Origin of the sequence: Streptococcus mitis B6, from assembly GCF_000027165.1 — a bacterium.
Lineage (GTDB): Bacteria > Bacillota > Bacilli > Lactobacillales > Streptococcaceae > Streptococcus > Streptococcus mitis_AR.
Genome location: NC_013853.1, coordinates 1461604 through 1476429 on the forward strand (window position 1 = coordinate 1461604; position 14826 = coordinate 1476429).

The window sequence follows — 14826 nt, forward strand, 5'->3', positions numbered from 1 at the left end:
AAGCCTTTTCAAAGCGAGCGACTTATGATAAGATAGGCACAGTATGCGTTTAGATAATTTATTAGCCCAAGAAAAAATCAGCCGAAAGGCCATGAAACAAGCCTTACTCAAAGGGGACATTCTCGTCGATAGTTGCCCAGCCCGCTCCCTAGCCCAAAATATCGATACAGGACTACAAGAACTCCTTTTTCAGGGCCGAATCATTCAAGGTTATGAGCACACCTACCTTATGCTTCATAAGCCTGCTGGTGTCGTTACAGCCAACAAAGACAAGAAACTTCCAACCGTCATGGACTTCCTTCCTCCTGACATCCAGTCTGATAAGCTCTATGCCGTCGGTCGACTGGACCGAGATACGACTGGTCTCCTCCTCGTGACCGATAACGGCCCTTTGGGCTTTCAACTCCTTCATCCTCAGTACCATGTCGATAAGACTTATCAAGTTGAGGTTAATGGACTTCTGACACCTGACCATATCCAAACCTTTCAAAAGGGAATTGTCTTTTTAGATGGCACTGTTTGTAAAGCTGCAAGACTAGAGATTCTATCTGCAAGTCCTTCCCTCAGTCAAGCCTCTATCACCATTTCAGAAGGAAAATTTCATCAGGTTAAGAAAATGTTTCTCTCTGTTGGTGTCAAGGTGACCTCCCTTAAACGTACCCATTTTGGACCTTGGAGCTTGGATGACAATCTTCAAGCAGGAGACTATCGACCCCTAAACTCAGAAGAGTTAACAAGCGTTCGTGAATTTCTCAGAAAAAGTGGTTAAAAAATGAGCTCGGAACATCCAAGCTCGTTTTCTTATTTCTCAACTTTGACTTTCCCTTTCCAAGAATCCAAACCATAAGAAAGGATATAAATCTCAGAAAAGCCTTGTTTTTTCAAGTAAAGGGCCGCATTTGTGACACGTTGCGCACGTTGGTTTTCGTAAAGAAGAACAGGTTTATCCTTACGAAGGGCTGCAAGACTAGTTTTCAACTGACTTGAAGGAATATTGCGAGCTCCAAGAATATGTTTTCTGTGGAATTCTGCTGGGTCGCGCAAATCAATCAATTGACCTGTACGAATCAAGGCTTCAAACTCCTCATTGTCTACGATTTTAGCCGCACGGCGAATACGAAGATAGTTAAAGCCCATCCATGCCAACATTGCCAGTATAAGTGCCCACAAAATCCAAGTAACCATTAGTTCTTTTCTCCATTTTTCTCAATATAATCCAATTCTACCTTGTGCTCTCTGCGAAGAACTGCTTCTGCCTCTAGATAATCCAGTTTGTCCATCAACCCTGCATCGTAAATCCGAGAGAGTTCCAACTTCATCAGTTCAATATCATATAAGCGTTTTCCCATGTAAACAATAATACCAAATTGTTTGAGGAACTGCTGCACATCATAGAATGTTTTCATAAGACTCATTCTAGCAAAATTTTGTGTTTTTTTCAAGAAGAGACTCACACAAGAAGTATCACAGAAATTAAAAAAGCTGCATCTTCTGCAACTTTTTAATCTGGTGGAAAATAGCCCAACTGCTCAGCGATATGAATCGCCTCCTGCCTGTTAGCCACTCCTAATTTTGAAAAGATATTGGCCAAGTGATTAGAAACTGTACGTTTACTCACATAGACCTTGTCACAGACATCATCAATGGTCAAGCCATTTCTAACCAGTTCTAGTATCTCGATTTCTCGTGGTGTTAGCATCTCTACCATCACTTCATCTGAAAAGACCTTACCACCTAGATAAATCTTTTCCAGTTTTTTCACCAACTCATCTGGGTCCATACTTTTATCCAGAAAGCCATAAACCCCCATAACTTTAGCTCGGTGTTCATACATTTTTTTACTGTAACCTGTCAAAATTACAACCTTACTAGAACAACCATTGTCGATAATCTCTTGTGCCAAGGTCAGCCCATCAGTTTGATACAGACTCGTCAGGTTGATATCAATCAAAATAATGTCGTAGTCATTAAAAGCAATCTCCGAAATAGTCGAAAAATTATCTACTAACTGGACCTTTTTAATGTTTTCCGATAACTCTAAAATCATCTTGATACTTTGGCTAAATAATTTATGATCATCAATTAACAAAATTTTCATAACACAACTCCTTATCAATCGGGAGAGTAATTTCTACACGAAATCTCTTATTATTTTCAAAAATCTGCATTTGACCACCTAAAACACTAATTTTATTAGACATATTTTTCAAGCCATAACCTAAGGATTTTTCTGTTTGAAGGCAGTTATTTTCAGAAATGATAAAAATAGCGTCATCATGCACATCAATCTTCAAAGAAATCCTTCCACCACTAGCGTACTTAACGGCATTGGTCGCCAACTCCTCAACCAGACGATAGGCAATTTTATCGTAAGGAGATAAAAGCCTAAAGTGGGCAGGAAACTGTGTGACGACTTCATTTTCTACGTGATAGCGCTTGACAATCCGATTAATCAGCCCTTGATACTGGATGTCTAACTGCTCGTCTGTTTCTACCATTGGCTGATAATAATCCATCCGCTCACGAATCCGCTGAACCAACTCCTCTGTCACCAGATTGATCTGTTCACCAAAAGCTTGATTACTACTATATTTATTGAAATTTTTTATTGCCATCACATTTTGCAGGATTTCATTGTGAAGAAATTCCGAAAACTGTTGTTCTGTGTCTTCATTTGCCAGCAGACTTTTTACCATACGGTTACGCTTTAAAAAGAGAACTTTTACATAATCCCTAGCATCTAGCATTTCAGCAGAACGAAAGAGGCGAATCAATTCTTCCGAACAAATCCCGAACAATAGTAACATGATATTCAAGACCAAAAAGCTCGTGTTTAAGTCTAAATGAAAGATGATGAAAATACCTACTAACAAAAACATAACCAGTAAAAACAAGCGTGAAAAAGCTTTTATATAGGACAATTTCAACTCTGATACCTTTTTTTGAAGAGAGCTGACAATCGTTTTGAAGTGTAAAAAAGCTAAGATACCAAGAATTTCTAGATACCAGACTAGGTTCATCACTCCTGAGCCCCTCGTATTGATATACAAAAAGAAATAAGAAAGAGGCAATATCAAAGCTAATATCCACAAATTTCGTCTCTGATACTTGAGTTTACTTTTCAACTCTTTATGATATAAAATCAGTAAAATCAAGGGAACAAGGTTTAAAAAGAAAGACGCAAACAAGGACAGAAATAGAAAAATTGAAGGACTTAACAGATACGAACTAACGGTGATTAGTGTCAACACAAAGGACACACTCAACAGTTCTTCTCCTATTTTCTCTCCCAGAAAGATAATAGACAGAGAACTATATACCAATAAAAAAGAGTTGAGCGGATGAAGAATATCAAAAAAGTGCAACAGAGTGCTCGTAACTCCTTGATTAAATATGGATTGCCAGCTAATAAGAAACATCATCAGAAGCAACCAAAGTTTCAACTCACTGTACCGAAAGGTCACAATATTACAAATATAACTAAATGCAATTAAAGCAATAATCAGCAATAAAACCATCTGCAAGGAAAAATCTGTCGAAAAGTCCAGGGGAATCCTATAATAAATATAAATCATTAAAGCTAGATGATTAAAAATCGTCAACCACCACAATAAAAGTGAGTTTTTCGAGAGCGATTTGACAAACTGTTTCATATGTATCTACTTCCTGAACTACTTTAATATTATTATAACACAATGCCAGAATTGTCGGATAGGCAACTCTGGTATTTGACTTAATTTTCAATAATTTGCCAACTTACTCTGTAAGTCACTAGCAAGTAAAGAACAAAGAGTAAAACCGCTACTCCCAGATAGGTGATATCAATAGAAATGCTGGTATTAGCGAAATTCTCAAAATAGCCCAAAAGAGCGGTACTCAAGGCAAGTGCTAGAGGACCTGCGATGACCAGCGGAACCAAGAAATAACTTAGAATCTGTTGCAAAAGAATAAAGCGATTTTGCTTTCTCTTGTTCCCAAGAAGGTATAAGATTTGATAATCATTCACACTATCTAAAGCACTTGTAGAAGTTTGAAGGGACAAGATACTGAGGGAAATAATGATAAAAATAACACTGACAAAAATCATGACAAAGACAATGACGCCCATAAATCCAAGGTAAACCTCAAAAATACTTCCTTTCGTTTGATAGGTGAACGAATTCAACTCTGCTCCATCACGAGTGAAGTAGTATTTTTCTATCCACTGACTTAAGAATGTTTCTACTTTCCGTTTGTCGATATTTTCTTTGAAATTGGCAACATAGGTCGTGTGGTCTTCCGTCAATCCAACTACTACCTTATCTGGTACAATTAAGGTTCCTGAGTCATTTGTAGTTACTGAAGATAAAAAATAAACTGTTTCAAGTGGCTTTGAAGAGGCAAGGTTGAGAGAATGACCGTTAATCATGAGGGTTTTTGTCGTTGATAGAAAGTCCTGGATCTGCTTGGCAGTTCCTTTATAATTGGCATTGACTAGAAATTGGTCTTCTGCCAAGTCAACCGCTTTTTTCCCTTGCAGTTTGCGGAGGTGATTGTAGGCAGAAATTCCTAAAATCGGTACTTTTGATTCAGGAAGTTTCTTATCATGCTCCCAGAGATTGCTAGTATCAATCAAATCTTTATAGGTTAAATCACTAGAATAGATAGGATAGCTGTACTCCTCTTTGATGAGGTTAAAGTCAAATCCATCTGCTTTCAGCCTATCTTTTACAGAATCCTGAGCAAATTGGAACTCTTGACCACGATAAAGATTGACAGTTACATCATAAGGTGAGTATTTGTTCAGCTCTCGGTTCATAGTCGTATAGGCACTACCACTAAAAACGAGTAAGCTGAGAGCCAGTGTCAAGGTCAAGGATAAGACAGCCAACGTGACCGAATTACTATCAGCTTGTTTTGAAAATTGACGGATTTTAAAAGTGTTTAGTTTGTTATAGTAGGTTTGAGGCAGTTTTCTAAGGGAGACCAAGATAAAATGGCTCAAGGTATTGTAAAATAAAATCACAAAAATCACGAAGACAGATACCAGCAAGATACCCCAGCTTTTCAAGAATGATAGATGGTGATAGTCTGAAAAATAGAGAGCACCAAAACCGATAACAGCTGTCGAAAGAATAAAGAGAAGTGCTTGAAGAACTGGCTTGCCTTTTGCCAAGACAGATTTCTTGACCCCATTTTCTTGAATGAGTGCAATGATATTTTGCTTTCTAAAGGTAAGAATGTCCATGACACCAACAATAAAACTGGTGACCAAATAGGAATAAACTAGTAAGATGACAGACTTGCTATCAAAGAAAAGCAGATTACCAAAGTAATTAGCCATAAAAAACTCAGATGCAATCTTAGCTAGAATGACCAGTAAGATCACTCCAAGCAAGAAACCTAGAATCAAGGAAAAGATATTGACCAGCATGGTTTCAAAGAACAGGGTACGGATAATCTGCTTCTTCTTCATTCCCAGCGTTGCATAAAGTCCCAACTCTTTCTTGCGCCGTCCCAGCACAAAATTTGTGGAGTAAACGATGAGAAAGGCAATCGCTGATAGAATCAGATAGGAAAGCAAGCCCATGTACTGACTCATCACCGTCGTCAACGTTTCCTTTGCTCCTGATAAACTTTGCATCACTGGATGGCTTGGTAAAGCATTAAAAGCGTAGAGCAAGCTATAAATCAAGGTCAGACTGAAAAAATAGATGGTATAGGTCTGTAAATTTCGAAATACATTTCGTAAAATCAATTTTGGATACATACTCTCCCCCTCCTATCTGGTACGGCTGTAAATCTCTTGCAAATACTGTTCATTAGATAAGCTGTTACGTTCCAAATCATCCATAATCTTTCCATCGCTAAGTAGCACCATCCGTGAGGAATACTTTGCTGCAGCAGGGTCATGCGTAACCAGTAAAATGGTAATACCAAAACTTTTATTGATTTCCTGCAAAAGTGCCATCAGTTTTTCAGAATTGGCAGAGTCCAAGGCTCCTGTCGGCTCATCTGCGATAATCAGTTTAGAATCATCAATCAAGGCTCTAGCAGTTGCCACACGTTGTCGCTGACCACCTGATAACTGATTAGGAAACTTATCTTTTAAGTTTTGAATGGCCAACTTATCCAAAATTTCCTCAATCTTATCCTGATGTTTTTTGATATTTTTCCCCTGAATCTGGAGAGGTAGGACGATATTTTCATAAACTGTCAAGGTTTCCACCAAGTTGTAGGCTTGGAAAATATAGGAAATGTTTTTAGCACGATAGTCAGCTAGTTCATTTTCCTTGGCATGGATGATATCAAAATCTTCAAATCGAATCTCACCTGATGTTGGTTTATCAATCGTTGACATACAGTTGAGAAGTGTTGTTTTTCCACTACCACTAGCCCCCATAATTGCCAGAAATTCGCCTTTTTCAACGGACAAGTTCACATCTGATAAAGCATGAACGATATTATCCCCTTGACCAAATGTTTTCGTTAATCCTGTTACAATAAGCTGTTTCATCATTTCATTCCTCCGTTTATTTATTACTCTCTCATTATACGGTTCCTTTCAAGGTTTGGCATGAGTATTTTGTGCAATATATTCAAGTTATAAAAAACCGATGCCTTTTTCAGGTATCGGTCAATGTTGATTATTTGCGATCGTTTCTTTTTTTCATAAAGTAAACAATCCCTATGACAACAACTCCTAAGACCAGTACAGGTGCATAGAAGTCTAGTGTTCCAATAATTCCTTCCATTTTATCCTCCTGTCAAAAAAAGAGAGTTTTATCCACAACGCACGTTTGGCGAAATACATTCATAAGAATATGTAAATCACCAACCACAGTGCCCCTTTGCTGTTAATCTAACAGCCGTACCATACCCAGCAGCAGATTTACCATTCAACTCTTGGCTATTAATTGCATAATCCAAAGAATCAATCTCAAAGTTATATTGTTTTATTTGTATTTCTCCCGTAAATATAACACCAAATCAAAATGTTGTCAATGTTTTGAAATAAAACACTAGAATTTTCCTTTTGTTTTATCTAACAGCGAACATTATTTCTCGTACACTCATAGGAATAGGTGAAATACAATCCACAGAGACCTGCTACTGTCATTTTAAAAGCTGTATCCCACAAGCTTCTGATTTCCCGAAAAGTTCTTGGTTTTCAACCTCAAAACTTAGAGAATCAATTTCTAAACGATTTGTATTTTTAGCCATAAGGTTGCCTCCTTCCTTCTTTTGGATGATCATCTTTACAATAACCAGTATAAACTCTAGTATTGGATAAGTAATGAGTAAATCGTGCAAGTTTCTTATTTTCGAGTAAAATTTTTATAGTTCTCAATTAAAAAACAGCTGAACAATCTCTTGCTCAGCTACTTGTTTACACTATTTCTTAAATTATTTAGAATTTTCTTCTTAGTTACTTTACAGAGACACACACACTCCCCCTGATTTTCCTATCATCTTTGGCGATTCTAAGGCAAGTGTGGTACAATAAAAACATGAGAATTCAGCAATTACACTATATTATCAAAATCGTCGAAACTGGCTCCATGAATGAGGCAGCCAAGCAACTCTTTATCACTCAGCCGAGTCTTTCCAATGCAGTAAGAGATTTGGAAAATGAAATGGGCATTGAAATCTTTATTCGTAATCCTAAGGGTATCACCTTGACCCGTGATGGGATGGAGTTCCTCTCTTATGCCCGTCAGGTTGTCGAGCAGACCCAACTTCTGGAGGAACGTTATAAAAATCCTGTCGCCCACCGCGAACTTTTTAGCGTTTCATCCCAGCACTATGCCTTTGTGGTCAACGCTTTTGTCTCTCTGCTCAAGAAAAGCGATATGGAGAAATACGAGCTCTTCCTTCGTGAAACTCGTACTTGGGAGATTATCGACGACGTCAAGAACTTCCGCAGTGAGGTCGGTGTCCTATTTTTGAACAGCTACAACCGTGATGTTTTAACCAAAATGCTGGATGACAACCACCTGCTGGCTCACCATCTTTTTACCGCCCAGCCTCATATCTTTGTCAGCAAGACCAATCCTCTGGCAAAGAAAGATAAGGTCAAACTATCTGATTTAGAAAACTTCCCTTACCTCAGCTATGACCAAGGGACGCACAACTCCTTCTACTTTTCAGAAGAGATTCTGTCCCAAGAACACCACAAGAAATCTATCGTAGTCAGCGACCGTGCTACCCTCTTTAATCTCTTGATTGGTCTGGACGGATATACCATTGCGACAGGGATTTTGAACAGCAACCTCAACGGAGACAATATCGTTTCTATCCCATTGGATATTGACGACTCCATTGAGCTAGTCTATATCCAGCATGAAAAAACCAGCTTATCCAAGATGGGCGAACGCTTTATCGACTATTTACTAGAAGAAGTCCAGTTTGATAGTTGATACTCTTCGAAAATCAAATTCAAACCACGTCAGCGTCGCCTTACCGTACTCAAGTACAGCCTGCGGCTAGCTTCCTAGTTTGCTCTTTGATTTTCATTGAGTATGAAAATCACTCTAAATCGAATAACCTAAAAACCTCAAGAATCAGTTTTCAATCCTAGTTCTTGAGGTTTTTTCTCTAATAATAAATCAAGAGGATTTTATAAAATCTTATTTTTTAAACAAAAATATAGCAAGGATTAAAACAAGGACGAGTCCAGCTCCCACAACCAGTCCAAATACTGGGATATTCCCAAATAGTTTTTGTTCTGGCTTTATCTCCTCACTACTGTCTTGAGTTGATTCTGCCACTGTATCACCTTGTTTCGCCACTTCTTGTTCTGCTTTTTTATCTATTTTCTTAGGACCATAATTTGGATTTACAAAGGCTACTTGTTTAGTCGGTTTGGAGTAGTCTTCTGCTCCTTCTTTGACTTGCCATGACACAGAATATAAAGTCCGTCCCTCCAATACCATTCCTAAATCAATTCGCTCACCAGGAGGCAAACCTCCACCTAAACCGACACTAAAAGCAAACCCTTGCTCCTCCTGATCATCTTTTAAGACAATAAACCCGTTCCCACTCACTTTTTTAAGGCGAGATAATTTCCCTCTAATATCTGCATCCTTAAAGGTTCCAGTGTAGCTTCCATCCTCTCCTAAAATAAGTGATGAAGCTCTACCAGGCTTAGTACCATTATTTGGCTCTTTATTAATCCAAGTACCTACTAATTCGGATGGGAGAGGAATTTCATCACCAATTTTAGCATCGACAAGGGACTTAGGCATAGGAGGATTCGGATCCATATTATCTCCAATAATCGGGAGATTTAGAGAAGTATATTCAATAGTTGAGGTGTCTATTTTTGTTTTAGAATCAAGATTTAACTCGTCTAGATCACCTTCTCCTGCTCTAAATTGACTTTGTTTAATTAAAGTTGGCTCTTTATTTTCTTTAGAAAGTTGAAACAATCTATATGACATAATCCCTGGAACACTTTCAAAAACAATAATACTTCCATCTGTGTAGGTATTAATAACTGTCCCCATTCTAAGACTTGTATCCCAAAATCTATCAAATAATGGAGTGGGAGTATTACCATTCATATAATATACTTCAAACAGTTCCCATTTTTCACCATTGATTAGATTGATTAGACCGATTAATAACTCATCCGTCCCATTTTTATCAATATCCATCAAAGCGTAACCAAGTCTATTAGCATTATTTTCAAATAGATGTTTGCTCTCCCACTTCTCAGTAATTTGTGGCAATAGTTGGTTGTAGGCAGTATTGTCAGCTTGGGCTGAATTCACAAGTGAAAATAAGCCTATTATAAAAGAAAGCACCACCATTAGTTTATTTAGTAATTTCAAACGATTCTCCATATTTTTATAATCTCTCATATTCTAGCATCATTCTCTCAATATCGACTTTATCTATTGTCGATAAATCAGTCACGTTATCACGTGATACTCTAATTGATAAATTCTTAATGATTTTTTCATTGATATTTCTAATCCAGCGACCATTACTACAATCATTGATTTTGTTATACAAAGATTCAATAGTTTGAGTATAATAGTCCACATCAATAAAGTATCCTTGATTTTTTAATCCTAATAAACCAATTTGAATAATTTCATCCGCTGTATAATCTTCAAAATCAAAAGTGTTTGGAATTCGGCTTGGTAGTCCTGAATTTACTGAGAGAAATTCTTCCATTTCCTTTGTATATCCAGCAAAGATAATGACAATATCTCTTCTATGATCTTCCATGAATTTAAGAATCTCATCAATTGCTTCTTTACCAAATCGATCTTCATTAGAATTTGATAGCGTGTATGCTTCATCAATGAACAAAACTCCTCCTAAAGCAGATTTCAATACTTCCTGCGTCTTGATAGCCGTTTGCCCTACATACCCAGCTACTAAATCACTACGGGATACCTCTATGAATTTATTTTGAGGAATAATTCCCTTTTGATACAGAATTTTTCCTACGATACGAGCTACGGTGGTTTTACCAGTCCCTGGATTTCCCAAGAATAACGAATGTAGTGAGAACTCACTCACAGCAGCACCTTGCTCTTCTCTCTTCTTATTCAACTCTGCTAATGAAATAAATTGTTCAACCTGTTTTTTAACTTTCTCTATTCCTATCAAGTTTTGTAGTTGTTCCAAAGCATCTTTTTGATTTTCTTCTGGTTGTTGGGTGCCTTGAAGAAGGACATCATCTATATCTTCATTGATAATTGTCACATAGTCATCAACCTGCGTCTCAACAACACGATTGGCTAAAGCTCTCATCAAGTGTTCATTAAAATTACGAATCCATCGTCCATTACTATGATCTAACGAGCGACTATAGGCCTGCTTGACTCTCATAGCATAGTAATCTTCGTCTTCAAGTTGATACGAAGATTTCTGAAGATTTTTCAATCCCATTTCGACAATTTCATCACCAGAATAGTCCTCAAAGAAGAATGTATTTGGTACACGTGACTTTAATCCAGGATTTGTTTCAAAAAACTGTTCCATTTCTTTAGTGTACCCCGCAAATATAATCATAATTTCATTGCGGTAATCTTCCATATACTTTAGAATCGTGTTTATAGCCTCTAATCCAAAATTATGTTGAGAAGATTTTCCTTTATTTAAAGTATATGCTTCATCAATAAAGAGGATTCCACCTTTAGCCTTCTCCAATATTGCTTGCGTTTGTACTGCCGTCTCACCAATATGTGTTGCAATAAGATCCGACTCTGAAACCTCAATAAATTTAAATTCATCTCCAGGGAGAACACCTCTGTCAAATAGAACTCTACCTAACAATCTTGCTACAGTTGTCTTCCCTGTACCAGGATTTCCTGTAAAAACAGAATGTAGAGATTGTTCTTGAATTGGAAGACCTTCTGATAATCTTTTTTGATTGAATTCGACTGTTCTGAGTAATTTTTGGACCTCTTTTTTTACATTATTTAAACCAATCAAGCTGTACAATTCTTCCTCATAATCGCGTTCGATAGTCTCACTGATTTCCTCTTGTGGTTCAGAATTTGTACTCTCTTCATTCAAAATTTTACAGCTATCATCTGAAATATCCCATATTATACCATTCGTATCTTCAAATTCTTTAAGAATAGTATCTGCAATTAGGTATGAATTCTCTGAAAGGCGAATATTGGGGGTAACATTACGATTTAATTTTATTGTATTTGCTATTAAGACAGAAGCCCAACAATAAATATCAACTTTCTCCTCGTTCTCCCCTTTGATATCAACATAGTCACTAATTCTACAAAATGAATTTGATTCTAACATAAGAGATTCCCTAATGACCGTTTGCTCTATACAGATTCGACTACTAATTGCCCTTATTGATGTCAAAGAATCTCCAGTTGATTCAAGACTAGAACTATTTTTTAAACAAACAGCTGCTTGATACAACGGTTGAATGACTTCTGTATTTTTAAATTTTGCAGTAGAACGACTTAAAAAAACAGCAGGGTATGCTTGTTCAGCGTCCCCCCCTTTTAAGACGGTATTTATGGAAGTTACTGATGAATCTTTTATATTTAATATATTTGAACCCCATCTCTCAATCACTGTATCTTCCATTTGAATAGAAGAACCCTTATCTGCATTCAATTTTATATTTAACTCAGCACGTTTTAGTTCTAGAGTAGAATTACTAACTTTAATTGATGTTGTACTGTAAGAACCATTATATAATTGATTTCCTGCATTTTCGATTGACAATTTTGACTTACCTTCAACTAATATGAAAAATTGTTTATTTTCTAATTGTTCATTAAAGTATACAGTATTTAGAACGACAGTTGAATTACCCTTTATTACTAAAGCACAACGGTGGTCATCTACTTGAAACCAAATATTTTCAAACTGAACTGTAACGCCGTTCATAATTCTCAGAGTCGCTGCTATAGTATTGTGATAAAGCGTTCCTCCACCTTCGGTCCCAGAAATTTGTCCAACTATTTTGATACTTTTTTCTATCTTATAATGTCTTCCTGCTGGTAGTTCAAGCATAAAACCTTCTTCAAATGCAAGAATATCCCCATCTTTAGCCTTCGAATAAGCATCTCCAAAAGACCATGAACTAAAACTTGTTCCTACTTTATATGTTGTCATTTTTTTAATATCTTTCTAAACCATGAAAAATCTAAATAAAATGACTTATAGATATCATTTCATTTAGATTTTATCATTTATTAATCTATCTATCAGTTTTATGTAATATTTAAGTTTTAATTTAACTGACTAAAACATTCTTCTGATTGAATCTTCCACAGAATGCTCAATACCTCTAGCAATTCCCCCCGTAACTTTAAAAGTAAACAATACAACTTTTCCTAAAACTTTGAAAAATCCAATACTAATTCTAAGTAAGATTGATAGCATTTTTTCCAAAATATTCCCAGCCTTTTCTACCCTTTCCTGAGTTAATAAATCAGACACTTTTCTTTTTTGCGAAGGCATTTCTTGACTTCTATGAACACTAGATATTGGACTTTCAAAGTCCAATTCACTCCCCTGTACTTCAGGAACTGAATTTACTTTTTGCATTGAAGGCATTTTTACTGATTCATTTTGACTCTTTTTTTTTGGAGGATGTTGACGATTATATTTAATAGCAAAAATCCAACCATAAAAGATGGTAAAATACCATGATGCAAATAAAGCTACTATCCCAAGACTAATACATATAACCCTAATTCCAAACTGGATAGCAAACATATTACCAAGTGCGTCAAGGGCACGATCAATTGCTCTATCATATACTGGTACAAGTGATGTAGGATATCCACGTGAATCATAATAGATTCTATGATGTAAATAAATATCCCCTTTATCCATTTCTTCTCTATAGGCCGCACCTATTTGTTTAAACATTAAACTGAAGAAAAATCCTTTTGGGATAATATTTGAGACTACCTTAAAAATGTAAGAAAATACATACGGATACAATAGAATATTGATAATTGCCAAAATTATAGTTAACACAATATTCAACATTACAGAAAATTGACTTTGCGAATGAGTAACGTGGAATTTTTCATACTCAGCAATTTCTGAAAAGAATTTTACAGTATTGTAATAGGTGATAGAACCTAATACACCTACACCTAAAAAATTAATTGGATTTAAATAATACCAAAATGGAAAGCGAAATAAAATTTTTTCATTTTAACCTAAAACCTTTCTTATCACTATATAATGCAGAATTTCTACTAGTACATCCATCCCAACTACTACTGAAATGAAATTATTTAATTCATTTTTTCATTAGTAGCTTTATCACCTTTCATAATCATTATTGCCGCAAAAATATTTATCAACACACAGACATAATATAGAATCGCTCCAAAACCTAAAGTCGATCTTCCAACCAATTCTTGTGTTAGTGAAAAATGAACAAAAATTCCAAATAGGCTTAATAGAATAACTATGATCGATGTAATAATTTGAAGCACTCTTCCTTTTCCAATAACTAAAGACAATAAGAAAGTAATCACAAACGCTCCATACCAAATCAAAAATAGATACCATAATGGTACATGTAAATATTCTGAAACATGTTCACTTACCGGAGCTAGTGATTGATTACCTGATGAAACAACAGGCAATAAGAAAGTAATTAGGCCAACCAAGCTGGCTAGAGTTATTAATTTTTTAAATTTCATTTGATATTCTCCCTGTATACAATTTCCTACCCCAGTAACTTTTAGGGTACTGAGGTAAGCTTTGAATGTGTAGTCTATTTTACTCGGTTAAAGGTTTGATCTGGCTCTTGAAGATAAAGTTCCTTATCTTTTAACATATATTTTGTTTTTCCTAAATCTCTTCCTTTATCGTCTGTGATTGTCAATTCTTTCTTTTTTTTATCAATTTTCACTAGTCTTTTTTCTTTGTCTCCGTCTGAATCTTCAGAGATGACGGTCCCAGAATTTCCTTTAATCACCATGACTAAATGATCACGTCTTGTTAAAATTTCATAAGTTCCATCTAATGGATCACTGGTTAATTTGCGAACTCCAAAGAACAGAACAAGAAAGATAGCTAGGCTTATTCCGATAGATTGTAGAGGTTTTGTTTCAAATAATTTTTTAATTTTTTCAATCGAACCATCCATATCTAGATTTTCGATTTGTTTTCCAGCTTTATCTACAAAACTTGCTGCCTCTTTTTTGATTGCTTCTACTCTATCAGGCTTCTCTATCACTACTTCATGAATTGATTCTTCCATTCTTTCCGTAGTCTCTTCGACTTTTTCTACTGTCACTTCTTCGTTCGTTTGGTTTTCATGTTTTTCCATTATTTTCTCTTTTCTCCCTGTTTAAAATAAGTTTTATCTACAGTATA

Annotated in this window: 15 protein-coding genes; 2 read left to right on the forward strand and 13 right to left on the reverse strand. The window is 36.0% G+C overall.

Going from position 1 to position 14826, the window contains the following annotated elements; all coding sequences use genetic code 11:
* Positions 1-43 precede the first annotated feature (43 nt).
* On the forward strand, positions 44-769 hold the full coding sequence (locus SMI_RS07365; RefSeq protein ID WP_001235007.1) for a 16S rRNA pseudouridine(516) synthase: 726 nt from the start codon (positions 44-46) through the stop codon (positions 767-769).
* A gap of 32 nt (positions 770-801) precedes the next feature.
* Here SMI_RS07365 and SMI_RS07370 read toward each other — a convergent pair whose 3' ends face one another.
* From SMI_RS07370 to SMI_RS07405, 8 genes are all read right to left on the reverse strand, one after another.
* Positions 802-1185 (reverse strand): rhodanese-like domain-containing protein, encoded by a 384-nt coding sequence (locus SMI_RS07370; protein ID WP_000259257.1) that lies wholly within the window; start codon positions 1183-1185, stop codon positions 802-804.
* Entirely contained in the window at positions 1185-1454 is a 270-nt protein-coding gene (locus tag SMI_RS07375) for a YqgQ family protein (RefSeq protein WP_000051786.1), read from the reverse strand. The genes SMI_RS07370 and SMI_RS07375 overlap by 1 nt, the downstream gene beginning before the upstream one ends.
* A gap of 47 nt (positions 1455-1501) precedes the next feature.
* Positions 1502-2098 carry a response regulator transcription factor gene (locus SMI_RS07380; protein ID WP_000698199.1) on the reverse strand — a complete coding sequence of 199 codons (597 nt, stop codon included), beginning with the start codon at positions 2096-2098 and terminating at the stop codon, positions 1502-1504.
* On the reverse strand, positions 2079-2807 hold the full coding sequence (locus tag SMI_RS10830; RefSeq protein ID WP_231840203.1) for a sensor histidine kinase: 729 nt from the start codon (positions 2805-2807) through the stop codon (positions 2079-2081). Before SMI_RS10830 ends, SMI_RS07380 begins: the two co-directional genes overlap by 20 nt.
* Positions 2808-3733: 926 nt before the next feature.
* Entirely contained in the window at positions 3734-5749 is a 2016-nt protein-coding gene (locus SMI_RS07390) for an FtsX-like permease family protein (RefSeq protein WP_000283300.1), read from the reverse strand.
* 12 nt (positions 5750-5761) lie between these two features.
* Entirely contained in the window at positions 5762-6496 is a 735-nt protein-coding gene (locus SMI_RS07395; RefSeq protein WP_012972550.1) for an ABC transporter ATP-binding protein, read from the reverse strand.
* A 130-nt stretch (positions 6497-6626) separates the two neighbouring features.
* Positions 6627-6734, reverse strand: coding sequence for a QVPTGV class sortase B protein-sorting domain-containing protein (locus tag SMI_RS07400; RefSeq protein WP_020901952.1), 108 nt, complete (start codon positions 6732-6734; stop codon positions 6627-6629).
* A gap of 76 nt (positions 6735-6810) precedes the next feature.
* The gene (locus SMI_RS07405) at positions 6811-6909 is read right to left on the reverse strand and encodes a hypothetical protein (RefSeq protein WP_419991996.1); all 99 of its coding nucleotides are present in this window, start codon (positions 6907-6909) and stop codon (positions 6811-6813) included.
* 581 nt (positions 6910-7490) lie between these two features.
* Here SMI_RS07405 and SMI_RS07415 point away from each other — a divergent pair.
* Complete coding sequence (locus tag SMI_RS07415; protein ID WP_001222593.1) at positions 7491-8399, forward strand: LysR family transcriptional regulator; 909 nt, start codon at positions 7491-7493, stop codon at positions 8397-8399.
* 210 nt (positions 8400-8609) lie between these two features.
* Here the strand turns inward: SMI_RS07415 and SMI_RS07420 are convergent, their stop codons facing one another.
* The 5 genes from SMI_RS07420 to SMI_RS07440 form a co-directional block, all read right to left on the reverse strand.
* On the reverse strand, positions 8610-9845 hold the full coding sequence (locus SMI_RS07420) for a hypothetical protein (protein ID WP_001205854.1): 1236 nt from the start codon (positions 9843-9845) through the stop codon (positions 8610-8612).
* Positions 9832-12594, reverse strand: coding sequence for an AAA family ATPase (locus SMI_RS07425; protein WP_000214765.1), 2763 nt, complete (start codon positions 12592-12594; stop codon positions 9832-9834). The genes SMI_RS07420 and SMI_RS07425 overlap by 14 nt, the downstream gene beginning before the upstream one ends.
* Positions 12595-12723: 129 nt before the next feature.
* Positions 12724-13356: a hypothetical protein gene (locus tag SMI_RS07430; protein ID WP_000476185.1), complete on the reverse strand. Its 633-nt coding sequence runs from the start codon at positions 13354-13356 to the stop codon at positions 12724-12726.
* 377 nt (positions 13357-13733) lie between these two features.
* Positions 13734-14147 (reverse strand): hypothetical protein, encoded by a 414-nt coding sequence (locus tag SMI_RS07435; protein ID WP_000669445.1) that lies wholly within the window; start codon positions 14145-14147, stop codon positions 13734-13736.
* A gap of 74 nt (positions 14148-14221) precedes the next feature.
* Entirely contained in the window at positions 14222-14779 is a 558-nt protein-coding gene (locus SMI_RS07440) for a hypothetical protein (RefSeq protein ID WP_000410824.1), read from the reverse strand.
* Positions 14780-14826: the final 47 nt, after the last annotated feature.